At 71.0% G+C, this 22,898-nt stretch carries 17 protein-coding genes and 1 riboswitch; of the genes, 12 read left to right on the forward strand and 5 right to left on the reverse strand.

Annotated elements, in window-relative coordinates:
• The first annotated feature begins 4 nt into the window (after positions 1-4).
• Positions 5-874 carry a tyrosine recombinase XerC gene (locus tag FYX01_RS03605; RefSeq protein WP_150237498.1) on the forward strand — a complete coding sequence of 290 codons (870 nt, stop codon included), beginning with the start codon at positions 5-7 and terminating at the stop codon, positions 872-874.
• Positions 875-925: 51 nt separating this feature from the next.
• Here the strand turns inward: FYX01_RS03605 and FYX01_RS03610 are convergent, their stop codons facing one another.
• Positions 926-1,408: a murein hydrolase activator EnvC family protein gene (locus FYX01_RS03610; RefSeq protein WP_150237500.1), complete on the reverse strand. Its 483-nt coding sequence runs from the start codon at positions 1,406-1,408 to the stop codon at positions 926-928.
• A 276-nt stretch (positions 1,409-1,684) separates the two neighbouring features.
• Here FYX01_RS03610 and rpsB point away from each other — a divergent pair, with 276 nt between their 5' ends.
• The 6 genes from rpsB to FYX01_RS03640 all read left to right on the forward strand — a co-directional run bounded on the left by rpsB (position 1,685) and on the right by FYX01_RS03640 (position 7,419).
• A complete protein-coding gene (rpsB, locus tag FYX01_RS03615; protein ID WP_150237502.1) occupies positions 1,685-2,719 on the forward strand; it encodes a 30S ribosomal protein S2 in 1,035 nt (344 codons plus the stop codon).
• A gap of 120 nt (positions 2,720-2,839) precedes the next feature.
• The gene (gene tsf / locus FYX01_RS03620; RefSeq protein WP_150237504.1) at positions 2,840-3,676 is read left to right on the forward strand and encodes a translation elongation factor Ts; all 837 of its coding nucleotides are present in this window, start codon (positions 2,840-2,842) and stop codon (positions 3,674-3,676) included.
• A 180-nt stretch (positions 3,677-3,856) separates the two neighbouring features.
• Positions 3,857-4,582, forward strand: a complete 726-nt coding sequence (pyrH, locus tag FYX01_RS03625; protein ID WP_223830293.1) for a UMP kinase — start codon at positions 3,857-3,859, stop codon at positions 4,580-4,582.
• Between the two features lie 54 nt (positions 4,583-4,636).
• Entirely contained in the window at positions 4,637-5,194 is a 558-nt protein-coding gene (gene frr, locus FYX01_RS03630) for a ribosome recycling factor (RefSeq protein WP_150237508.1), read from the forward strand.
• A 3-nt stretch (positions 5,195-5,197) separates the two neighbouring features.
• The gene (locus FYX01_RS03635; RefSeq protein WP_150237510.1) at positions 5,198-6,130 is read left to right on the forward strand and encodes a phosphatidate cytidylyltransferase; all 933 of its coding nucleotides are present in this window, start codon (positions 5,198-5,200) and stop codon (positions 6,128-6,130) included.
• Between the two features lie 107 nt (positions 6,131-6,237).
• Complete coding sequence (locus FYX01_RS03640) at positions 6,238-7,419, forward strand: pyridoxal phosphate-dependent aminotransferase (RefSeq protein ID WP_150237512.1); 1,182 nt, start codon at positions 6,238-6,240, stop codon at positions 7,417-7,419.
• Positions 7,420-7,533: 114 nt separating this feature from the next.
• Here FYX01_RS03640 and glgB read toward each other — a convergent pair whose 3' ends face one another.
• The 4 genes from glgB to FYX01_RS03660 all read right to left on the reverse strand — a co-directional run bounded on the left by glgB (position 7,534) and on the right by FYX01_RS03660 (position 15,671).
• Positions 7,534-10,059: a 1,4-alpha-glucan branching protein GlgB gene (gene glgB / locus FYX01_RS03645; protein WP_223830291.1), complete on the reverse strand. Its 2,526-nt coding sequence runs from the start codon at positions 10,057-10,059 to the stop codon at positions 7,534-7,536.
• Between the two features lie 90 nt (positions 10,060-10,149).
• Positions 10,150-11,541: a maltokinase N-terminal cap-like domain-containing protein gene (locus FYX01_RS03650; protein ID WP_150237514.1), complete on the reverse strand. Its 1,392-nt coding sequence runs from the start codon at positions 11,539-11,541 to the stop codon at positions 10,150-10,152.
• Position 11,542: 1 nt separating this feature from the next.
• Complete coding sequence (treS, locus tag FYX01_RS03655; RefSeq protein WP_150237516.1) at positions 11,543-13,588, reverse strand: maltose alpha-D-glucosyltransferase; 2,046 nt, start codon at positions 13,586-13,588, stop codon at positions 11,543-11,545.
• 112 nt (positions 13,589-13,700) lie between these two features.
• Positions 13,701-15,671, reverse strand: coding sequence for an alpha-1,4-glucan--maltose-1-phosphate maltosyltransferase (locus FYX01_RS03660; protein ID WP_150237517.1), 1,971 nt, complete (start codon positions 15,669-15,671; stop codon positions 13,701-13,703).
• A 735-nt stretch (positions 15,672-16,406) separates the two neighbouring features.
• Between FYX01_RS03660 and FYX01_RS03665 the strand changes: the two genes are divergently transcribed.
• From FYX01_RS03665 to FYX01_RS03685, 5 genes are all read left to right on the forward strand, one after another.
• Positions 16,407-18,641: a transglycosylase domain-containing protein gene (locus FYX01_RS03665; protein ID WP_317846042.1), complete on the forward strand. Its 2,235-nt coding sequence runs from the start codon at positions 16,407-16,409 to the stop codon at positions 18,639-18,641.
• 98 nt (positions 18,642-18,739) lie between these two features.
• Positions 18,740-18,847: riboswitch (TPP riboswitch) on the forward strand.
• Between the two features lie 112 nt (positions 18,848-18,959).
• Positions 18,960-19,574 (forward strand): ECF transporter S component, encoded by a 615-nt coding sequence (locus FYX01_RS03670; RefSeq protein WP_150237521.1) that lies wholly within the window; start codon positions 18,960-18,962, stop codon positions 19,572-19,574.
• Positions 19,575-19,577: 3 nt separating this feature from the next.
• Entirely contained in the window at positions 19,578-21,149 is a 1,572-nt protein-coding gene (locus FYX01_RS03675; RefSeq protein ID WP_150237523.1) for an ABC transporter ATP-binding protein, read from the forward strand.
• 16 nt (positions 21,150-21,165) lie between these two features.
• Entirely contained in the window at positions 21,166-21,918 is a 753-nt protein-coding gene (locus FYX01_RS03680) for an energy-coupling factor transporter transmembrane component T family protein (RefSeq protein WP_150237551.1), read from the forward strand.
• 41 nt (positions 21,919-21,959) lie between these two features.
• Positions 21,960-22,766: an enoyl-CoA hydratase/isomerase family protein gene (locus FYX01_RS03685; protein WP_150237553.1), complete on the forward strand. Its 807-nt coding sequence runs from the start codon at positions 21,960-21,962 to the stop codon at positions 22,764-22,766.
• Positions 22,767-22,898: the final 132 nt, after the last annotated feature.

Genomic DNA, 22,898 nt, shown 5'->3' on the forward strand with positions numbered 1-22,898 from the left:
GGACGTGCTGGACCGCTTCGCCGCGTACCTGTCGGGCGAGCTGGGGCGCTCACCCCACACCGTGCGCGGCTACCTGGCCGACCTGCGCTCGCTCCTGACCCACCTGGAGTCCCGGGGCCACGGCTGGGAGGACCTGGACGTGCCACTGGTGCGCGGATGGCTCTCACGCGCCCGCGACGCGGGCGCGAGCCGCGCCACGGTGGCACGGCGTGTGGCGGCCGTGCGCGCCCTCACGCGCTTCCTGTACCGCGAGGGGGCGCTGGACACGGACCCGGGGCCCCAACTGGCCGGTCCGGCCCAGCAGCGCGCCCTGCCCGCGGTGCTCGACGAGCGCCAGGCCGACACCGCGCTCTCGCGTGGTTCCGCCGAGACCCCGACCGACCTGCGCCGCCGTGCGGTGGTGGAGGCGCTCTACGCCACAGGTGTGCGCGTCGCCGAACTGTGCGCCCTGGACCTGGCCGACGTGGACCGTGAGCGGGACACCGTGCGCGTCCTGGGCAAGGGCTCCAAGGAGCGCACGGTCCCCGTGGGCGGACCCGCGCTGGAGGCCCTCGACGCCTGGCTGTCCGGGGGCCGTCCGGAGATGGCGGCTCCCGGAAGCGGTGCGGCGCTGTTCCTGGGGGCGCGCGGCGGACGCCTGGGGGTCCGTCAGGCCCGCGAGGACGTGCACGCCTACCTGCGTGCCGCCGGTGTGGACGGGACACCGCACGGACTGCGGCACAGCGCCGCCACCCACCTGCTCAACGGCGGCGCCGACCTGCGCAGCGTGCAGGAGTTCCTGGGCCACGCCAGCCCGCGCAGCACACAGATCTACACGCACGTGTCCGTGGAGCGCCTGCGCGACACCTACCGCCAGGCCCACCCCAGGGCCTGACCGGTCCCCGGTCCTCCCGTCTCCGCCGTCTCCGGGGCCGCGGGCGCCTCGTCACAGGGGCAGCAGGCGGAACTCTCCGAGGCCGAGCAGGCTGAGGGGGTCGAGGTAGTCGGCACCGCGGAGCAGCCCCCAGTGCAGGCAGGGGCGGTCGCGGCAGTGGGCGGACCCGGCGGCGAGCGTGCCCAGCACGTCCCCGGAGGCGACCGGGTCGCCCCGGGTCAGGCCGGACTCCACCGGCAGGTAGGTGGTGTGCGACTCACCGTGGCTCACGCTCACCACCGGCGTGCCCGCCACCGTGCCCGAGAAGCGCACACGGCCGGGACCGGCCGCGCGTATCTCCTGGCCGGGCTCGGCGGCCAGGTCCACGCCCAGGTGTCCGGGCAGCCACCGCTGTTCGGGTGGGTCGAAGGGGCGCAGCACCTCGACGGGAGGGTCCACCGGCCAGCGCCAGTCGGCGGCGGTTGGCCCGGGTCGGAGGGGGAACAGCACAAGCGGAAGGAGCAGCAGCAGACGGGCGAGGAGGAAGGGGGCCATACCCCAAGGGTCCGCTGGACGGGGCGGCTCCGCCAGGGAGAGCCGGAGACTGTGGACAACTCCGGAGGCGGCAGCGTACGTCCTGTGTATTCCCGACGGAGGATAGAATCGTTTTCGGCCCTTCGGGCCGACCACAATACGCACGTCCACGAGCCTCCTCCGTGAGGGGCCGCACCTACGGTCCGCACCCCTTCTCCGGTGGTGCGGCGGTACGGCCGGGACGTCAGGCACAACCGAAGGCGGGACACCTCCCGCCACCGCAAGGAGGACCAGGTCATGGCCACAGTCGTGACAATTCGCCAGCTCCTGGAGAGCGGCGTCCACTTCGGGCACCAGACGCGTCGCTGGAACCCCAAGATGAAGCGCTTCATCTTCACCGAGCGCAACGGCATCTACATCATCGACCTCCAGAAGTCGCTGGCCTACATCGACCGTGCCTACGAGTTCGTCAAGCAGACGGTCGCCCACGGCGGCACCGTCCTGTTCGTCGGTACCAAGAAGCAGGCGCAGGAGGCCATCGACGAGCAGGCCCGCCGCGTCGGCATGCCCTTCGTGAACCAGCGCTGGCTGGGCGGCATGCTCACCAACTTCTCCACCGTCCACAAGCGGCTGCAGCGCCTCAAGGAGCTGGAGGAGATCGACTTCGAGGACGTCGCCGGCTCCACGCTCACCAAGAAGGAGCTCCTCAACCTCCGCCGTGAGAAGGAGAAGCTGGAGCGCACCCTCGGCGGTATCCGCGACATGTCCCGCGTGCCCAGCGCGGTGTGGATCGTGGACACCAAGAAGGAGCACATCGCGATCAGCGAGGCTCGCAAGCTGAACATCCCGGTCGTGGCCATCCTGGACACCAACTGCGACCCGGACGAGGTCGATTACCCGATCCCGGGTAACGACGACGCCATCCGCAGTGTCAGCCTGCTCACCCGCGTGGTCGCCGACGCCGTCGCCGACGGCCTCCTGGCCCGCTCCGGCGCCTCCGAGGGCGCTGGCGAGCAGAAGGCCGCCGAGGAGCCCCTGGCCGAGTGGGAGCGCGAGCTCCTGGAGGGCAAGGGCGAGGCCGGTACCGCTGCGGCCGGTACCGCTGCGGCCGACACGGCCGAGGCCGGTGCCGCCGAGGCCGCGACCGAGGCCGGGGCCGGTGAGGCCGCCGCCGAGCAGGTCCCCGCCGACGCCACCGCCGTCATCCCGGCCGACGAGGCCGCCGCCGAGGCCCCGTCCGAGGCCGCCGCCGAGGAGTCCCCGGTCGACGCGCCCTCCCAGGCCCCCAAGGCCGGCGAGGCTCCGCAGACCACCGAGGCCTCCGGCGAGTAGTTCCGTGCTCCAGCGCACCGTCGCCGCCCCGCCGCTGTCGGTGGGGCGGCGACGGTGCGCGGCCGGACCCGCTCCACTTTCCGTACAGACTCTCCACTCCAAGGGAATCCGAGAACAGTCATGGCGAACTTCACCGCCGCGGACGTCAAAAAGCTGCGCGACACGACCGGCGCCGGCATGATGGCCTGCAAGAAGGCCCTGACCGAGGCCGACGGCGACCTCGACAAGGCCGTCGAGGCCCTGCGCGTCAAGGGCGCCAAGGACGTCGGCAAGCGCGCCGAGCGCACCGCCGCCCAGGGCATGGTCGTCCTCAAGCAGGAGTCCGAGGGCAAGGCCACCCTCGTCGAACTCAACTGCGAGACCGACTTCGTCGCCAAGAACGAGCAGTTCATCGCGCTCGCGAACCAGGTCGCCGACTTCGTCGGCGCCCAGGAGGGCGACGACCTCGCCACCGTCACCGCCGCCGAGATCGAGCCGGGCAAGAGCCTCCAGGCCTTCATCGAGGACAAGAGCGCCGTCATCGGTGAGAAGCTGGAGTTCCGCCGCTTCGCCAAGTTCGAGGGCGCCTACGTCGCCAGCTACCTGCACAAGTCCGACCCGGACCTGCCCCCCACCATGGGCGTCCTGGTCGAGCTGGACAAGGCTGACGAGGAGGTCGGCAAGGACCTCGCCCAGCAGATCGCCGCGCTGGCTCCGCAGTACGTCAGCAGGGACGACGTTCCCGCCGAGGTCGTGGACCACGAGCGCAACATCGCCGAGCAGACCACCCGCGAGGAGGGGAAGCCCGAGCAGGCCATCCCCAAGATCGTGGAGGGCCGCCTCAACGGTTACTTCAAGGACGTGACGCTGCTCGGCCAGCCGTTCGTCAAGGAGAACAAGAAGACGGTCCAGAAGGTCGTCGAAGAGGCCGGCGTGACCGTCAAGCGCTTCGTTCGCTTCAAGGTCGGCCAGGCCTGAGAGCTTTGAGATGATGGAGGTGCCGGGGAGACTGCTCCCCGGCACCTTCGGTGGATATGGGCGGGTTCGGTGCGTGCGTCAGTCCGGCCCGCGACAGGAGCACTCGGGGGACCCTGTGCCGCTCGGGGACGACAAGGGAGGCCACAGGCCGTGAACGAAGCGACGAGTACCCAACCCGCCATGCACGACTCCGGTTGGAAACGTGTGATGCTCAAACTCTCCGGGGAGGCGTTCGCGGGCGGGGGCGGTCTGGGCATCGACCCCGAGGTGGTCCAGTACGTGGCCGAGTCCATCGCCGAGGCGGTCTCCGAGGGCATCCAGGTCGGCGTGGTCGTCGGCGGCGGCAACATGTTCCGCGGCGTCCAACTCACCGAGGGCGGCATCGAGCGCGGTCGCGCCGACTACATGGGCATGCTCGGCACCGTCATCAACTGCCTCGCCCTGCAGGACTTCCTGGAGCGGCTCGGTGTGGACACCCGCGTGCAGACCGCGATCCACATGAGCCAGGTCGCCGAGGCCTACATCCCGCGCCGCGCCGTCCGCCATCTGGAGAAGGGCCGCGTGGTCATCTTCGGCGCGGGTCTGGGCGCGCCGTTCTTCTCCACCGACACCACCGCCGCCCAGCGCGCGTTGGAGATCGGCGCGCAGGCGGTGCTCAAGGGCACCCAGGTCGACGGGGTCTACGACTCCGACCCCCAGCGCAACCCCGACGCGGTCAAGTTCGACAAGCTCAACTACAACGAGGTCCTCACCCGCGGACTCAAGGTCATGGACGCCACCGCGGTCAGCCTGTGCATGGACAACGGGCTGCCCATCGTCGTGTTCGACCTGATGAGCCAGGGGAACATCCTGCGCGCGGTACGCGGTGAGAAGATCGGCACCATCGTCGGGCCGACCCCCGCCTGAGCCGGCCCCCGCGACCACAGCAAGAACACCACAGTCCGAACCGGGAGCGCCCACATGATCGAAGAGACACTCCTCGAGACCGAGGAGAAGATGGAGAAGGCCGTGGTCGTCGCGAAGGAGGACTTCGCCACGATCCGCACCGGCCGCCCCACTCCGGCGACCTTCAACAAGATCACCGTCGACTACTACGGTGCCCGGACGCCGATCAACCAGCTGGCCTCCTTCTCGGTCCCCGAACCGCGCATGATGGTCATCTCGCCGTTCGACGTCAACGCCCGCACCGAGATCATCAACGCCATCCGCAACAGCGACCTGGGCGTGAACCCCTCCGACGACGGCCAGGTCATCCGCGTGGTGTTCCCGGACCTGTCGGAGGAGCGCCGCAAGGAGTACATCAAGGTCGCGCGCACCAAGGCCGAGGACAGCAAGGTCTCGATCCGCAACGTCCGCCGCCGTGCCAAGGACACCTTCGAGAAGGCCGTCAAGGCCGGTGACATCGGCGAGGACGAGGCACACCGTGCCCAGGCCGAGCTGGACGAGATGTCTCAGAAGTACGTCGCCTCCGTCGACGAACTGCTGAAGCACAAGGAATCGGAACTGCTCGAGGTTTAGTCGGTGACCCTTCCTTCCTCCAGCGGCTCCGAGGGCGACGACCACGCGTCCGAGCACAGATCCGGCGTTCCCCGGGACGACTCCGATCCGGCCGGTCAGCGCTTCGTGCTGCACAAGCCGGGGGGCGAGCCTGTGCGGACCGGCCGCAACCTCCCGGTGGCCATCGCCAGCGGGTGCGTCCTGGGCGCGCTCGTGTTCTTCTCCATCTTCCCGTGGCCCCAGCTGTTCACGATCATCACCTCGCTCGCGGTGCTGATCGGGCTGCGGGAGGTGAACCGGGCGTTCGCCGGCAAGGGCATGGGCCTGGCCGTGGTCCCGTTGGCGGCCGGCGGCGTGGCCATGCAGGTCGCCGCCTACTTCGGGGGGACCGAATGGCTGGTGGGGGCGACCGCGCTGACCGCGATCCTCACCCTGGTGTGGCGGCTGCGCGGTGGCACGGAGGGGTTCGTGGCCGATGTCGCGGCGAGCCTGTTCACCCTGGTGTACCTGCCGTTCCTGCTGGGGACGTGGCTGCTCCTCACGTCGCACCCGGAGGACGGCCAGTACCGCCTCATCACGTTCATCGTGGTGACGATCTCCAGTGACATCGGCGGTTACTTCGCCGGGATCCTGCTGGGGCGGCACAAGATGGCGCCGGTGATCAGTCCCAACAAGACCTGGGAGGGCTTCGGCGGCTCCGTGGTGGGCTGTGCTGTGGCCGGTGCGCTGTGCGTGGTGCTGATGCTGGACGGGCCGTGGTGGGTCGGTGTGGTCCTCGGGCTGGCGACCGTGCTGGCCGCCACCGTCGGCGACCTGATCGAGTCGCTGTTCAAGCGTGACCTCGGGGTCAAGGACATGGGCCGGTTCATGCCGGGGCACGGCGGGCTGATGGACCGCATGGACTCGCTGCTGATCGCCGGTCCCGTGGCGTGGGTGGTGCTCAGCCTGCTCCTGTAGCGGTCGCCGGGTGTCGACGGGGCGGACCCTCGCGGTCCGTCCCGTTCGCGTTGGTGTGCCCGGGGCGGGGATGGTCCGGGCGGCGGACGGGTGGATACGCTCGACGGGTGGAAGAACCGCTGATTGAACGAATGCGCGTGTACGGCGAGACGATCTTCGCGGAGATGACCCAACTGGCGGTGGAGACCGGATCGGTCAACCTGGGGCAGGGCTTCCCCGACACCGACGGTCCGCGTTCCCTGCTGGAGGCCGCCTCCGAGCACATCCTGGAGGGGGTGAACCAGTACCCGCCGGGGCCGGGGCGGCCGGAGCTGCGGCAGGCGGTGAGCCGCTACCGGGCCCGTAACTACGGCATCGAGCTGGACCCGGACACCGAGGTCTACGTCACCGTCGGCGCCACCGCCGGGATCGCGGCGGCGATGCTCGCCCTGGTGGAGCGCGGCGACGAGGTGATCGTCTTCGAGCCGATGTACGACTCCTACGCCGCCATGATCACCCTGGCGGGCGGGGTGCGCAGGTCGGTGACCCTGCGCCCGGACGCCGAGACCGGACGCTTCGCCTTCGACCCGGAGGATCTGCGCGCGGCCGTGGGGCCGCGTACCCGGATGGTCCTGGTGAACACGCCGCACAATCCCACGGGCACCGTGTTCACGGCCGAGGAGTTGGAGGAGATCGCGAAGGTGTGCCGTGAGCACGACCTGATCGCGTTCACCGACGAGGTGTACGAGTTCCTCACCTTCGACGGCAGGCCGCACGTGCCGCTGGCCGCCCTGCCGGGGATGCGCGAGCGGACTCTGTCGGTGTCGTCGGTGGGCAAGATGTTCGCCGTGACCGGGTGGAAGACCGGCTGGGTGATGGGCCCGGCGCCGCTGGTCGGCGCGGTGCGTACGGTGAACCAGTTCCTGACCTTCTCCGCCAACGGCGCGCTGCAACTGGCGACCGCCGAGGCCATCGACCACCAGGGGGAGTGGGTCGCCGCCCAGCGCGCCGCGCTCCAGGACAAGCGGGACCGGCTGGCGGAGGGGCTGGCCGGCACCGGTTTCGACGTGAACGTGTGCGAGGGCACCTACTTCCTCATGGCCGACATCCGCCCGCTCGGATACACGGACGGGGTGGAGGTGGCCCGTGCCCTGCCCAGGGAGGCGGGGGTGGCCGCGGTGCCCGCGCAGGTGTTCTACGACCACCAGGAGGAGGGCGCGCACCTGCTCCGGTTCGCGTTCTGCAAGAGGGACGAGGTACTGGACGAGGCGATCACCCGCCTCACCGGCTGGCACAAGCGCGAAGGGTAGGGCTTCCGGGTGACCCGGGGCGCGGTGGGCCGGACGCTCCCGCGCCGGTGCCCCGGCACGGGGGACGCGTCCGAGGGCCCCGGGACGTCCCGGAGCCCTCGGACGGGGCACGTCCTAGCGCTCGGGCTCGAACCAGACCGCGCCGAGCGGCGGCAGGGTGACCTCCGCCGAGAACGGCTGGCCGTGCCACGGGGCGGCCTCGGCGTCCACGTGCGCGGGCGCCGGGTGTCCGGAGCCGCCGAAGCGCGCCTCGTCGGTGTTGAGCAGCGCGTTCCACCGGCCCCCGGAGGGCAGTCCCATCCGCCAGTGCCCGCGGGGCACCGGCGAGAAGTTCACCGCGCAGGCCAGCGTCGATCCGTCGTCACCGTGGCGCAGGTACGACAGGGTGTTGCCCTCGCGGTCTCCGCCGTCCAGCCAGCGAAAGCCCGCCGGGTCGGTGTCCTGCGACCACAGCGCGGGCCGCGGCCGGTAGGCCTCGTTGAGCGCCCTCACCAGGCGCTGCACACCCGCGTGGTGCTCGAACTGCAGCAGCCACCACGGCACGCCCTCGCGGTGCGACCACTCGTCCCCCTGGGCGATCTCCCCGCCCATGAACAGCAGCTGCTTGCCCGGGTGCGACCACATGAAGGCCAGGAGCGCGCGCAGGGTCGCCGACCGCTGCCACTCGTCGCCGGGCGGCTTGTTGAACAGCGACTGCTTGCCGTGCACCACCTCGTCGTGGGACAGCGGCAGCACGTAGTTCTCGCTGTAGGCGTACACCATCGAGAACGTGACGTCGTCGTGGTGGTACTGCCGGTGGACCGGCTCCTTCTTGACGTACTCCAGGGTGTCGTGCATCCACCCCATGTTCCACTTGAACCCGAAACCGAGCCCGCCGTGGTCCACCGGGGTGGTCACACCCGTGTAGGCGGTGGACTCCTCGGCGATCATCGCCGCGTGCGGGTTGCGCCGGTAGACGATGGTGTTGAGGTCCTTGAGGAAGCCGATCGCATCCAGGTTCTCCCTGCCGCCGAAGGCGTTCGGCTCCCAGGCGCCGGAGTCGCGCGAGTAGTCCAGGTAGATCATCGAGGCCACCGCGTCCACCCGCAGGCCGTCGATGTGGAACTCCTCCAGCCAGTACAGGGCGTTGGAGACGAGGAAGTTGCGCACCTCGGTCCGCCCGTAGTTGAAGATGAGCGTTCCCCAGTCCGGGTGCTCGCCCCGGCGGGGGTCCGGGTGCTCGTACAGCGCCGTCCCGTCGAAGCGGGCCAGCGCCCAGTCGTCCTTGGGGAAGTGCGCGGGCACCCAGTCCAGGAACACGCCGATCCCCGCCTGGTGCAGGGAGTCCACCAGGTGGCGGAACTCGTCCGGGGATCCGAACCGGGGCGTGGGCGCGTAGTACGACGTCACCTGGTAGCCCCAGGAACCGTCGTAGGGGTGCCCGGCCACGGGCAGGAGCTCCACGTGCGTGAACCCCATGTCGGTCACGTACTCGACCAGCTGCTCGGCCAGTTCCGCGTACCCCAGTCCGGGTCGCCAGGAGCCCAGGTGCACCTCGTACACACTCATCGGCGCCCGGTGCTGCTCCACGCCCTTGCGCTCGGCCATCCACTCCTGGTCGCCCCAGGTGTGGGCGGAGGTGGTGACCACCGAGGCGGTCGCGGGCGGCATCTGCGTGCACCGCGCCATCGGGTCGGCCTTGTCCCGCCAGTGCCCGTCCGCGCCCAGGATCTGGAACTTGTACAGGGCGCCGTCGCCCGCACCGGGCAGGAACAGCTCCCACACGCCCGTGGCGCCCAGGCTGCGCATCGGGTGTCCGACACCGTTCCAGTAGTTGAAGTCGCCGATCAGCCGCACACCGCGCGCGTCCGGCGCCCACACGGCGAAGCCGGTCCCGGCCACCTCGCCCATCGCGGTGTCCTCGACCCGGGTGTGCGCGCCGAGGGCGTTCCACAGCTCCTCGTGGCGGCCCTCGCCGATCAGGTGCAGGTCCAGGTCGCCGAGGGCGGGCGAGAACCGGTACGGGTCCGCGGCCACGTGTTCGGGACCGCCGGCCTCGTAGCGGGCGGCGATCCGGTAGTCGGGCGCGGACGTCAGCCTGCTCCTGGACACCTTGGCCGAGAACACGCCCCGGTGAAGGTGGTCCAGGCGCAGCCGTGAGCCGTCGGCCAGGACGGCGTGCACCTCCAGCGCGCCCGGCCGCAGGGCCCGCACCACGGTGCCCCTGCCCTCGGTGTGCACGCCCAGCAGCGAGTGAGGGTCGTGGTGGTGGCCGTCCACCAGCCGGTCCAGTTCGGCGATCAGCCCGGGGTCGGGCGCCGCCTTCCTCCGCCTGGCCGCGGGCCTGCCGCCGGTCCCCGACCCGGTGCCGGCCTTGGCGGATCCGGCCGTCGGAGCCTTCGCGGAGGCTGTCCCGCTCCCGGCCCTGCCCCTGGCCGCCGTCCTGCCCTTGGGTGCCGTCCCGGCGGCGGTGGACTTCCCGGCGGGCGCGGCCTCGGACTCCTCGACCGGGAACTCCTCCACGACCGGCATGCCGCCGTCGGCGGCGGCTTCGGCGGTCTCGGCGATCGCCGGTTTCTTCGTGTTCTGCGTGTTCTTCGCGGTCGGCGTGTCCTTGGCGGCACTGGCACGCGGACGCTGTTCGCTGCGTGGCGAGGTCAATACGGGCTCCGTGGTTCTCGTGGCGTACGGATCGGGGGTGGATGGTGGTCGTGGCGGCCGCCGCCCCCGTGGAAGGCGGCCGCCGGGGAACTATCCGGGAACGGGCGGCGCGGCGGCCGCGGTGGCGATGGACTCCAGCGGGACACGCAGCCAGTTGGGCCGGTTCCTGGCCTCGTACAGCACCTCGTACACGGCCTTGTCGAACTCGAACGCCCGCAGGACCGTGAGGTGCTTCTCCGGATCGGCCCCGCCCCCGTCGGCGTATCCCCGGCAGAACGCCTCCCGGTTGCGCCGGGCCCAGGACCGGGCCGCCCACTCCAGCGCGGAGTCGCCCGGGTGCCCGACCAGCAGGTACCCGGCCGCGTAGTCGAAGGAGCGGAGCATCCCGGCCACGTCCCGCAGCGGGCTGGACAGGCGCTGGCGGTCCCGCACCGGCACGGTGGGCTCGCCCTCGAAGTCCAGCACCACCCACCCGAGCGCGGTCCGGATCACCTGGCCCAGGTGGTAGTCGCCGTGGATGCGCTGTATCGGCAGCGGCTCGTCCACCTCGGAGAAGTCGGCGTAGGCCTCCATCACCCGGGGCGCGTGCTCGGCCAGTTCGGGCACCTCGGCACTGGCCATCGCCAGGCGCTCGACCATGGCGTCGGCCATCTCGGCGGCTCCCGCGGGCGTGAGCACGTCCGTGGGCAGGGCCCGCGCCAGCGACCGGTGCACCTCGGCGGTGGTACGGCCCAGTTGGGCGGCCTCCCCGGTGAACCCGGGCTCGCGCCCGCTCTCCGACCCCTCCAGCAGGGCGCGCACGTTGGCGGTGGCGAGCACCCACCCGTCCGTGGCCTGCGGGATGTAGGTCTGGAGCATGGCCAGCGTCGTGGGCGCGGAGTGCCCGGCCAGGTCGGCCTCGATCCACCCGCACGGCCGGGCCACGTACGGCGACCCGGACAGCGCCATGTTCAGCTCCAGGTCCGGGTTGGTGCCGGGCCAGAGTCTGCGGAAGGTCTTGAGGACGTAGTCCTCGCCGTAGACCAGCGAGGTGTTGGACTGCTCGCCGGTGAGTATCCGCCCGGTCGACCCGACGCGGACAGGACCGCCCGGCAGGGTGCGGAAGCGCACTCTGCCCGAGGGCTCCGCCCCGGTGGGGGCGGCGAACCGTTCGAGCAGCAGCCCGGTCAGCTGTGTGTCGTGGGCCGCGTCGTAGATCACCTTGGGTCTGCCGCCCGACACCTGGCACACGCCGATGGCGACGCGCGCCAGGTCGGGTGGCAGGGATCGCGGCGGCCGTGAGCCCAGGAGCAGCTGGTAGCGGGAGCTGAGGCCCCGCTGTCCGGCCTGGATGACGAGGACGTGCAGGTCGGGCCCCTCGGGGCCGGCCGACACCAGCGTGTGCCTGCTCTCGACCCGGATCTGCCGGATGGGGATTCCCTTGCCGGAGAACCAGCGCTGCCGGGGTAGCCAGACGGCCAGGAGTTCTTCGAGTTGGGACATGTCAGAGCGGCCCGTTTCCCTTCTCGCCACCACCCCGGTCCGTGCGCTCGGCCACCGGGCCGGAGGGGCCCGCGGTGCGCACCGGCGTCCCGGTGGAGGACCCGGGCGCGCCGTCGCCGAACGTGGAGACGAACCCGGCCGGAATGCTGGACGTCGTGCTGACTGGATCGTCGGAGTCGTGCGGCCGGGATGGGGACGCACGCCCCGTGGAGGTGTCGAGGGCGTGCACACGGACCCCGGCGGCGGGCAGGCCGTAGGACGGCATGTCGTCCCGGCTCCGGGGCGCGGACTCCGGCTCGGCGACCGCGGGCAGCTGGAACCAGTAGAATCCGTGCCCGGGCAGGGTGAGCAGGTAGGGCAGCTCCCCGACCTCGGGGAAGCGCACACCCCCCACGCACTCCACCGGGCTGGCCCCGGCGTACCGGGACAGGTCCAGCTCCACGGGCTGCGGGTACCTCGACAGGTTGTTGACGCAGAGCATGCGGTCGTCGCCGTGCTCGCGGATGAACGCCAACACGCTCGGGTTGGAGGCGTTGAGTTCGGTGAAAGCACCCGTGCCGAACACCGGGTGGCGTTTGCGGATCTGGATCATGCGCCGCGTCCAGTGCAGCAGCGAGCCGGGGTTGTCGCGCTGGGACTCCACGTTGAGCGCCTGGTAGCCGTAGACCGGGTCCATGATCAGCGGCAGGTACAGGCGGGCGGGGTCGCCCCTGGAGAACCCGGCGTTGCGGTCCGAGTTCCACTGCATGGGCGTGCGCACGGCGTCGCGGTCGCCGAGCCAGATGTTGTCGCCCATGCCGATCTCGTCGCCGTAGTAGAGGACGGGCGATCCCGGCAGCGACAGCAGCAGAGCGGTGAACAGCTCGATCTGGTCGCGGTCGTTGTCCAACAGGGGCGCGAGCCGCCTGCGGATCCCCACGTTGGCACGCATACGGGGTTCCTTGGCGTACTCGGAGTACATGTAGTCGCGTTCCTCGTCGGTGACCATCTCCAGGGTCAGCTCGTCGTGGTTGCGCAGGAAGATCGCCCACTGGCAGTTGCTCGGGATCGGCGGCGTCTGGGCGAGGATCTCCGAGATCGGGAAGCGCTGCTCCTGCCGTACCGCCATGAACATGCGCGGCATCAGCGGGAAGTGGAAGTTCATGTGGCACTCGTCGCCGCCGGACTCGAAGTCGCCGAAGTAGTCGACGACGTCGGACGGCCACTGGTTGGCCTCGCTCAGCAGCACGCGGTCGGGGTAGAGCCGGTCCACCTCGGCGCGCACGCGCTTGAGGAACTCGTGCGTCTCCTTGAGGTTCTCGCAGTTGGTGCCCTCGCGCTCGTACAGGTAGGGCACGGCGTCCAGGCGGAACCCGTCGATGCCCAGGTCCAGCCAGTAGCGCAGGACCTCCAGGAGCGCCTCCTGGACCGCCGGGTTCTCGAAGTTGAGGTCGGGCTGGTGGGAGAAGAACCGGTGCCAGTAGTACTGGCCGCGGACCTCGTCGTAGGTCCAGTTGGACGTCTCGGTGTCGACGAAGATGATGCGCGCCTCGTCGTAGCGGTCGCTGGTGTCCGACCACACGTAGAAGTCGCCGTAGGGCCCCTCGGGGTCCTCGCGCGAGGCCCTGAACCACGGGTGCTGGTCGCTGGTGTGGTTCATGACCAGGTCGGTGATGACGCGGATGCCGCGCCGGTGCGCCTCGTCCAGGAGCTCCACGAAGTCGGCGGTGTGTCCGAACTCCGGGAGGATCCTGAAGTAGTCCGAGATGTCGTATCCGCCGTCGCGCAGGGGGGACTCGTACATCGGCAGCAGCCATACGCAGTCGATCCCGAGCCACTGGAGGTAGTCCAGTTTCTGCACCAGCCCGGCCAGGTCACCGGTGCCGTCGCCGTTGGAGTCGAAGAAACCCCTGGCGAGCACCTCGTAGAAGACGGCGTGCTTGTACCAGTGGGGATCACTGGTACCACCGGAGGACATGAGCGGGCCGGTGGCGGCCCCGGTGGCTGGGGCGAGCGGACCGTGTTCGGCGTGACCGTGTCCGCCGGGGCCGGGCTCGTCTTTGCTCATCTACTGCTCCCCACCAAGAATGTTCGACGTCGGATCAACAGGCGTTTCGGACACGGGAGGGACTCCGGCGGAGGGTGATCCGCCGGAACCCCGTGCCCTGGTCCGGGGGCCGCTATCTGCCGTTGACGGTGAACACGTGCGCGGGACCGGTCGCGGGGTCGAGGCGGACGTAGTTGTCCGCACCCCAGGTGTAGGAACGGCCGGTCAGCTCGTCGGTCACCCTGAGCTCCTCCTCTCGCGCGTGGCCGATGGACGGCAGATCCAGGTGCACCGTCGCCTCGCGGGCGTGGTGCGGGTCGAGGTTGACGACGGCGATCACGGTGTCGTCGGGATCACTGGGCCCGTCGCCGGGCCGGTGCTTGGAGAGGCAGAGCAGCTCGGGTCGGTCCACGTGGTGGAAGCGCAGGTTGCGCAGCTCCCGCAGGGCCGGGTGCTCGCGGCGCAACCGGTTGAGCAGCGTGATGAGTCCGGTGAGGGTTTCTCCGGAGGCCTCGGCGGCGGCCCAGTCGCGTGGCCGGTACTGGTACTTCTCCGAGTGGAGGTACTCCTCGCTGCCCGGCGCGGCCGGGGTGTTCTCGCACAGTTCGAAGCCGGAGTAGATGCCCCAGGTGGGGGAGAGCAGCGCCGCCAGCACCGCGCGCGCCTCGAAGGCGGGGCGGCCGCCGTGCTGGAGGTAGGCGTGCAGGATGTCCGGGGTGTTGGTGAAGAGGTTGGGGCGGAGGTAGTGGGCGCTCTCCCGGCTCAGCTCGGTGAGGTAGTCGGTCAGCTCCTCCTTGCTGTTGCGCCAGGTGAAGTAGGTGTAGGACTGGTGGAAGCCGACCTTGGCCAGGGTGCGCATCATGGCGGGGCGGGTGAAGGCCTCGGCCAGGAACAGCACGTCCGGGTGCCCGCGGGCGACGTCGGCGAGCAGCCTCTCCCAGAACGCGACCGGCTTGGTGTGGGGGTTGTCGACACGGAAGATCCGCACGCCGTGGCCGATCCAGTGCTCGACCACACGCAGGATCTCCGCGTACAGGCCCTCGAAGTCGTTGTCGAAGTTCAGGGGGTAGATGTCCTGGTACCGCTTGGGCGGGTTCTCGGCGTAGGCGATGGAACCGTCGGCCCGGGTGGTGAACCACTCGGGGTGCTCGGTGACCCACGGATGGTCGGGTGAGCACTGCAGGGCCAGGTCCAGGGCGATCTCCAGGCCGTGCTCGTGCGCCTCGGCGACGAAGCCGTCGAAGTCGGCGAGGGTGCCGAGGTCGGGGTGGACGGCGTCGTGCCCCCCGTCGGCCGACCCGATGGCCCACACCGAGCCGGGCTCGCCGGGGCCGGCGGTCAGGGCGTTGTCGGCGCCCTTGCGGTGGCTGGTGCCGACCGGGTGGACGGGCGGCAGGTAGACCACGTCGAAGCCCATGTCGGCGATGGCGGGGAGGCGCTTGGCGGCGGTGGCGAAGGTGCCCGAGCGCTCCTGGCCGGGGGCGGTGCCGGTCTGGGCGCCCTCCGAGCGGGGGAAGAACTCGTACCAGGAGCCGAACAGCGCGCGCTCGCGGTGGACGACCACGCGGGTGCGCCGGGACCTGGTGACCAGTTCGCGGAGGGGGGCCCGCTCCATCTCGTCGAGGACCTGGGGGGTGAGCGCCGCGGCGAGGCGCTCCACCGGGGCCCGCGAGGGGTCGCGCAGGATCTTGGCGGCCCCGGCGAGCACGGGCTTGCGGGGGACGCGGCGACCGGCGCGGGCGAGCAGCCGGGCGCCCTCCTCCAGGACGAGGCCGGCGTCCTGGTCCAGGGGGAGCTTGACCCGGGCGGTGCGGTGCCAGGTGGCGAAGGGGTCGGTCCACGACTCGATCGCGAACGACCACCTTCCCTCGGAGGGGAGGCTGATCTCGGCCTCGTACCGGTCGGTGCCGGGCGCGCGTTCGCGCATGGGGACGAGGCGTTCGCGGCGTCCCCGGGGAGAGTAGACGACGACGCCCGCGGCGAGGGAGTCGTGGCCCTCCCGGATCACCGTGGCGCCCACGGTGAAGCGTTCTCCGGGAACGGCTTTCACCGGGCCTAGGTCGTTGTCTGGGGAGATGTCGAGTATGGGCAGGCGTCCGATCACTGGCTACACCGTAATTGTCATGGTTTGGGCGTTGTGGAAGCGTTCTGATTTTCGGCAGGCGGAAATGCCCGGGGGTTAGTTCAAAGCGATATGGAGTCAACGAAGCGTCCGGATAGGAAACTGTCCGGATTGCGGCTTCGGTGCCCTCCGCTGTCTATCGTCTGCCCTCTTGCGGGGTTTGGCTGGGTGGCCGGGCCGAATAATTTGTGTGATCCTCGTCACACTTGCCTTGTGTGCTAAGAGTGCGCATTTGCCAGGTTTCACCTGGGTAAATCACTCAAAGCGGTCATAAGACCACACCTGATTCAGGGGTCTCTGCGGTTGTTTTCCAATGGGTTATGGGGAAATGCCGAGAAACTTATTGGTCATGTTGGTCGGTGTGATGCGGTGGGTAGGGATAGCCGAATGTGCCTCCGGGGTGCGTGGCCGTATTCCGGACATCCCGGTGTGACCGAACGGTCGCTGAAGCAACGTTCGCCCCGCATCGGCCCCTCCGCCGTTGGCGACCCCCCGGAAACCCTCGTTTCTCTCGGTGTCGAGCTTGTCGCGCGTCTGTTTCGTGGTGGTTGACGAAGTATGTTCGTTCTGAGGAGCTTTGCTAGGGATTGGGGAAGCTTTTCGCTGACACGCCCGTTTTTACGGTTTGTTCTTTGCATCCCTCCTGCGAGCGTGGTCGGTGGACGGCCCTGTCCGCGTGGTCCGCGGGCTGGGCGGTACACGGCCGTAGGGGGCGACGTGACGGAGTCGAACCAGCGTCCGCCGCGCGAACGGCGGCATGAGGCCCCGCGGGGGAGCGGGCACACCTCCTCCCCGCGCGGGCGGCCGCGGGGCGCGGTCCCGGGTGCGCACCGGTGGTCCGCGGCCCTGCGCGAGAAACTGTCGAAACCGGTCCCGGGGAACACACGGGGGGACGCGCTCCTGCGCCTGACGGGGACGAGCGTGGTCGCCGGGCTGTTGACCGCGGCACTGGTCATGCCGTGGGTGGGGGGAGCCGGGCTGGCGGCCAGGAACACCGCGGAGGCCTTCATGGCCATGCCCAGCGACCTGGAGGTGCTGCCCCTGACCGAGCGGGTCCTGCTCACCGACGTGGACGGTGACCCGATCGCGGAGGTCGCCGAGCGCGAGCGCGACGTGGTGCCCCTGGACGAGATCAGCCCCGCGGTGCCGGCGGCGCTGATGGCGATCGAGGACGAACGCTTCTACGAGCACGGCGGGCTGGACCTGCGCGGAACGCTGCGCGCCGCGGTCCGCACCGCCACGGGCGACATCCAGGGCGGGTCCACCATCACCCAGCAGTACGTGAAGAACCTGCTCGTCGAGCAGGCCGACGGCGAGGAGGATGTGGAGAGCGCCACCGCGCAGACCCTGGCGCGCAAGGTCCAGGAGCTGCGCTACGCCGTCGAGATCGAGGAGCGGCTCACCAAGGACGAGATCATGGAGGGTTACCTCAACCTCGCCTACTTCGGTCAGAACGCGTACGGCATCGAGATCGCCGCGCGGCGCTACTTCTCCGTGCCGGCCTCGGAACTGGACCCCGCACAGGCCGCCACGATCGTGGGACTGGTGCGCGCCCCGTCGTACTACGACCCGCTCACCAACCCCGAGTCCGCCCTGAACCGCCGCAACCTGGTGCTGGACCGGATGGCCGCCACCGGGTACCTGGAGGCGGGGGAGGCCGAGGAGCACAAGAGCCGGGAACTGGGCGTGGAGATGACCCCGCGCGGGGGCAGCTGCTTCCACAGCGAGCAGCCGTTCTTCTGCGACTACGTCATGCACTGGCTGCGCGACTCCGACGTGCTCGCCGACACCCAGGAGGAGCGCGACCGGATACTCGAGAGGGGCGGCATCACCGTGCGCACCACGCTCGACAGCGACATGCAGCAGGCCGCCGAGCGCGGGGTCGAGCGGTACGTCCCGGCGGGGGACTCGGCCAAGTTCGCCACCGAGGTGCTGATGGAGCCCGGCACCGGGCGGGTGCGGGCGATGGCCCAGAACATGCCTTACGGCTTCGACGAGAAGAACCTGGGCACCACCTCGATCAACCTGGCCGTGGACCGCGCCGACGGCGGCTCCCACGGCTACCAGGCGGGGTCGACGTTCAAGCCGTTCACGCTGGCCGCCGCGCTGGACGCCGGACTCAAGTACGGCACCAGCTTCAACTCGCCCAAGACCACGTCGGTCAGCGGGATGAAGAACTGCGAGGGCGGCAGGATGGAGACGTGGGACGTGCGCAACGCCGGTGAGAGCAGCGGGGGCACGCACAACATGATCAGTGGGACCAAGGGGTCGGTGAACACCTACTTCGCCCAGCTCCAGAAGCGCGTCGGCCTGTGCGAGACCGCGCAGATGGCCGAACGCCTGGGCGTCCACCGCGCGGACGGCGAGGACCTGGGAGTGTGGAACTCCTTCACCCTGGGCGACCAGGAGGTCTCCCCGCTGACCCTGGCCAGCGCCTACGCCACCTTCGCCTCCCGGGGCACCTACTGCGAGCCGGTCCCGGTGACCTCGGTCGGCTTCGACGGCGAGGGCGACCGGGAGGTCCAGGTGGACACCGACTGCGAGGATGACGCGATCGACACCAAGGTCGCCGACGGCGTCAGCCACCTGCTCCAGCAGACCTTCAAGGGCGGCACCACCAACGGTCTGGAGATCGGGCGCCCGGCCGCGGCCAAGACCGGTACCACCGACAGCGCGGCCTACGCGTGGTTCGCGGGGTACACCCCGAACCTGGTCGGAACCGTGGCGGTCGGCGACATCCGCGGCGGCGAGCAGCACACGCTCCAGAACGTGAGGATCGGCGACCGCTACTACGGCATGGTCTACGGCGCCACGCTGCCCGGACCGATCTGGCAGGCCACCATGGAGGAGGCCGCGGACGAGCTCCCGAAGAAGAAGTTCGCGCCGTCGCCGAAGGCCTTCGGCAGTCCGTCGCCCAAGCCGCCCGCATCCGGCGGCGGGGGTGACGCCTGAGGCCGCTCCGGGGCGGCCCGGACCGGATCATTCCGGAAAAGACGAGGATCGTGGGGACGAAAAACCCCACGGTCCTCCTTTTTGCCCCATACTGGGGGAAGAACCGACAGGGGAGCGCGTGAGCGCTGAGAGTGCGGCACCAGGCCGCAGACCCTTACACACCTGATCTGGGTCATGCCAGCGAAGGAAGTCGTAGGAACCCGTCACCGGTGGCGTGCTCCCGCGCACCGGCACGCTCCGGCCGCGCAGGCACACTCCGTCGGTGCCGCTCTTGGCCACATGGCCCCTCGTCATCCCCCGACGAAGGGACAACAGGACATGAAGAGGAACGACACCGCGAAGACCGGTTTCCGGCGGGACGTCTTCGGTCACCGGCGGAGGTGGCGCACCGTCGACATCGTCGTGGCCGCCGTCATCGGCGTCGCCGTCGGCGTCGTCTTCTGGCTGTGGAACATCGTGTGGACGGCCACGACCCCGCTGTTCGTGGGATTCCCACCCGCGCAGGCCGTCATCTACGGCATGTGGCTGATCTCCGGTGTGCTCGGAGGCCTGATCATCCGCAAGCCCGGAGCCGCCCTGCTCACCTCGATCGCCGCCGCGTCGGTGTCGGCGGTCCTGGGTACCCAGTGGGGGATCATGGTCATCCTCGACGGCACCCTCCAGGGCATCCTGCCCGAGCTGGTCTTCCTCGCCTTCGGCTACCGGCGCTGGGGCATGGGCGTGGCCGTGCTCGCCGCGGCGGTCGCGGGCCTCTCCCCCGCCATCCGCGACAACATCGCCTACAACGTCACCTGGCCGCTGCACTACCAGATCGTGTACGGCGTCATCGTGGTGATCAGCGCCGCCGTCATCGCGGGTGTGGGCGCCCGCGTCCTCACCACCGCCCTGGCCCGCTCCGGAGTGCTGGCGTCCTTCCCGTCGGCGAAGGGCTGACCCGTGGCCGAGACGCACGGGCGGACCGCCCGTCCCGGCGCGCGCGTGGAGCTGTCCGGCTGGGGCTGGCGGCACTCCGGGCGCGGGGAGTACGCACTGCGCGGCGTGGACCTGGTCGTCGAACCCGGAGAGCGCGTGCTGCTGCTCGGCGCCTCCGGGGCGGGCAAGTCGACCCTGCTGCACTCGCTGGCCGGTCTGACCGGTGAGGACGGCGCGATCAGCGGCGACCAGGAGGGCACCCTGCTCGTGGACGGTGAGCCCGCCGACCGCGGACGCGGCGCGGCCGGCCTGGTCAGCCAGGACCCCGAGACGCAACTGGTGATGGCGCGTGCGGGCGACGACGTGGCCTTCGGCCCGGAGAACCTGGGCGTGGACCCCGGGCTGATCTGGCCGCGGGTGCACGAGGCCCTGGACGCCGTGGGCTTCCCGTACGGGCCGCGCCACTCCACCGGCGCGCTGTCGGGCGGCGAGAAGCAGCGCCTGGTGATCGCCGGTGCGCTGGCCATGCGCCCCCGCCTGCTGCTGCTCGACGAGCCCACCGCCAACCTCGACCCGGCGGGGGCCGCGCTGGTGCGCGGTGTGCTCACACGCATGCTCGCCGAGACCGAGGCGACCATGGTGCTCGTCGAACACCGCGTGGCCGAGGTGGTCGACCTGGTGGACCGGGTCGTGGTCGTGGAGCCCGGCGGCGGCGTGATCGCCGACGGGGACCCGGCCGCCGTGTTCTCCGGGCACGGGCGTTCACTGGCCGACCAGGGGGTGTGGATACCCGGGAACGAACCCCTCCCCGAACTGTCCCCGGCGCCCGGGGGAGGGGCCCTGCTGGAGGCGGTGGGCGTGGCCGCGCGCACCCCCTTCCAACTGGGCGTGCGCTCCGCGCCCCGGCGCGTGGTGCTCGACGGTGTGGACGTCACCGTGTCCGCCGGTACCGCGACCGCCCTGACCGGACCCAACGGCGCGGGCAAGTCCACCCTGCTGACCATGCTGGCCGGGCTGTCCAGGCCCCACCGGGGACAGGTGCTGCCGCGCGGACCGCTGGCCGGGGCCGACCGGCGCCCGCTCGCGCGCTGGCCCGCCCGGAGGCTGGCCCGGCACGTGGGCACGGTCTTCCAGCACGCGGAGGACCAGTTCGTCACCACCACCGTCCGCGACGAACTGCGCTTCGCCCCGCTGCGCGCCGGGATGGGTGAGGCCGAGACCGACGCCTGGGTGGGCGAGCTGATGGAGCGGCTGCGCCTGACCCGTCTGGCCGACGTGCACCCCTACACGCTCTCGGGCGGGGAGAAGCGGCGGCTGTCGGTGGCCACGGCGCTCAGCTCCGGTCCCTCGCACGCGCCCGACGTGCTCGTGCTGGACGAACCGACCTTCGGCCAGGACACCCGTACGTGGACCGAGCTGGTGGAGCTGCTGGGGGCTCTGCGGGCCGAGGGGCGGGCCGTGGTCATGGCCACCCACGACGGCCTGCTGCTGAGGCACCTGGCGGACGCGCGGGTGCGCGTGGCCGACGGCCGCGCCGTGTACGCGTCCGCGTCCGCGGCCCGGGAGGCGGCGGCCGGGAGGAGGACCCGTGGGTGACCGGCGCGCTCCGGACATGCTGACCCTGGACGCGCCGGAGGACGGCGGACTCCGCTACTGGCTCGTCGGGTTCAACCCCGCCGCGAAGCTGCTCGCCGCCCTGCTCCTGGGCCTCGGCCTGGTCCCGGCCGTGGACGCCGTGACCGGTGGCGTGGTGCTGGCGGGGGTCCTGCTGCTCCTGCCGTTCAGCGGGATCGACCGGCGCACCCTGCTCGTCCTGGGCGGCCCCTTCCTGCTCATGGGACTCTCCAACGGCCTGGTCAACTACCTGTACGGCGAGCACGGCGCGGAGGGGGCCCTGGGCGCCGCGGTGCGCCTGCTGGCCATCGCCCTGCCGGGCCTGATCGCGGCCGTGAGCAGCGACCCGACGGAGATGTCCGACGGGCTGGTGCAGCGGCTGCGGGTACCCGAGCGGCCCGCCATGGGCGTGCTTGCGGCGCTGCGGCTCGTCCCGCTGCTGGCCGACCAGTGGCGCACCATCACACTGGCGCGGCGGGCGCGCGGACTGGAGGCCGGGCGCAACCCCGTGCGGAGGATCACGCTGTTCTTCGGCCGCCTGTTCGCCCTCCTGGTGCGGTCCATCCGCACCGGGACGCTGCTGGCCACGGCGATGGACGCCCGCGCGTTCGGCACCGGGCCGCGCACGCGTGCCAGGCGGAGCCGCTGGCGCCGGGCGGACACGCTGCTGATCGCGGGTGCGGCCCTGCTCCTGGCGGCGGCGTACACGCTGTCCGCACGGCTGGGCACCCTGGTGCTGCTCTTTTCCTGAACCTGGTGGTAGGTAGTTCAGGACACCGACGTCGAATGGAAATGGAAGAGGTGGGGATCGTGGGCGAGTTCGTTCGCGTGGAGACCGACCCGGACCACCCGGCCGTGGCCGTGATCAGGCTGGACCGGCCTAAGGTGAACGCGCTCAACGCGGTGATGACGGCCGGGATCGCCGACGCCGCGAAGCAGGTGTCCACCGACCCGGGCGTGCGCGCCGTGGTGGTCTACGGCGGCGAGCGCGTGTTCGTCGCGGGCGCCGACATCAAGGAGATGGCGGACCGCACCGCCGCCGAGATGCGGGAGTACGCGCGCAACCTGCAGAGCGCGCTGACCCTGGTGGCGCGCGTCCCCAAGCCGGTCGTGGCGGCCGTCACCGGGTACGCGCTGGGCGGCGGACTGGAGCTGGCGCTGGCCGCCGACTTCCGGGTCGCGGGGGCGGGGACGAGGCTGGGCGTGCCCGAGATCCAGCTCGGCGTGATCCCCGGCGCGGGCGGCACCCAGCGCCTGCCCCGCCTCGTGGGCCCGTCCCGGGCCAAGGAGATGATCTTCACCGGCCGCCACGTGAAGGCGGACGAAGCCCGGGAGATCGGCCTGGTGGACGAGGTCGTCCCGGACGAGGAGGTCTACCGGGCAGCCGTGGCCCGGGTCGCGAAGTACGCCGAAGGACCCGCCGTGGCGCTGGCCGCCGCCAAGGAGGCCGTGGACCGGGGCCTGGAGACCGACCTGGACACGGGCCTGGAGATCGAGCGCCTGCACTTCGCCGGGCTGTTCGCGACCGAGGACCAGAGGAACGGCATGCACAGCTTCGTCGGGCAGGGGCCGGGCAAGGCCTCCTTCGGCGGGCGCTGAGCCGGGCGGGCGGGGGAGTCCGGCACCGTGGGGACCGCCTCTCCCCCCGCCGCTCTCCAGCGCGCGGAGGGCCTCCCCTCCCCCGCCGGACCGGACAGCGGCGGGGAGGGTCCGGCCGAACGTCCGCATCCG

Origin of the sequence: Nocardiopsis quinghaiensis (assembly GCF_008638365.1) — a bacterium.
GTDB lineage: Bacteria > Actinomycetota > Actinomycetes > Streptosporangiales > Streptosporangiaceae > Nocardiopsis > Nocardiopsis quinghaiensis.

What these genes read in the sequence shown, in the direction of transcription:
- tsf (WP_150237504.1), top strand. Translation starts at nt 2,840, where the DNA reads ATGGCGAACTTCACCGCCGCGGACGTCAAAAAGCTGCGCGACACGACC.
- frr (WP_150237508.1), top strand. Translation starts at nt 4,637, where the DNA reads ATGATCGAAGAGACACTCCTCGAGACCGAGGAGAAGATGGAGAAGGCC.
- FYX01_RS03650 (WP_150237514.1), bottom strand. Translation starts at nt 11,541, where the DNA reads ATGTCCCAACTCGAAGAACTCCTGGCCGTCTGGCTACCCCGGCAGCGC.
- FYX01_RS03680 (WP_150237551.1), top strand. Translation starts at nt 21,166, where the DNA reads ATGCTGACCCTGGACGCGCCGGAGGACGGCGGACTCCGCTACTGGCTC.
- rpsB (WP_150237502.1), top strand. Translation starts at nt 1,685, where the DNA reads ATGGCCACAGTCGTGACAATTCGCCAGCTCCTGGAGAGCGGCGTCCAC.
- FYX01_RS03685 (WP_150237553.1), top strand. Translation starts at nt 21,960, where the DNA reads ATGGAAGAGGTGGGGATCGTGGGCGAGTTCGTTCGCGTGGAGACCGAC.
- FYX01_RS03610 (WP_150237500.1), bottom strand. Translation starts at nt 1,408, where the DNA reads ATGGCCCCCTTCCTCCTCGCCCGTCTGCTGCTGCTCCTTCCGCTTGTG.
- pyrH (WP_223830293.1), top strand. Translation starts at nt 3,857, where the DNA reads ATGCACGACTCCGGTTGGAAACGTGTGATGCTCAAACTCTCCGGGGAG.
- treS (WP_150237516.1), bottom strand. Translation starts at nt 13,588, where the DNA reads ATGAGCAAAGACGAGCCCGGCCCCGGCGGACACGGTCACGCCGAACAC.
- FYX01_RS03670 (WP_150237521.1), top strand. Translation starts at nt 18,960, where the DNA reads ATGAAGAGGAACGACACCGCGAAGACCGGTTTCCGGCGGGACGTCTTC.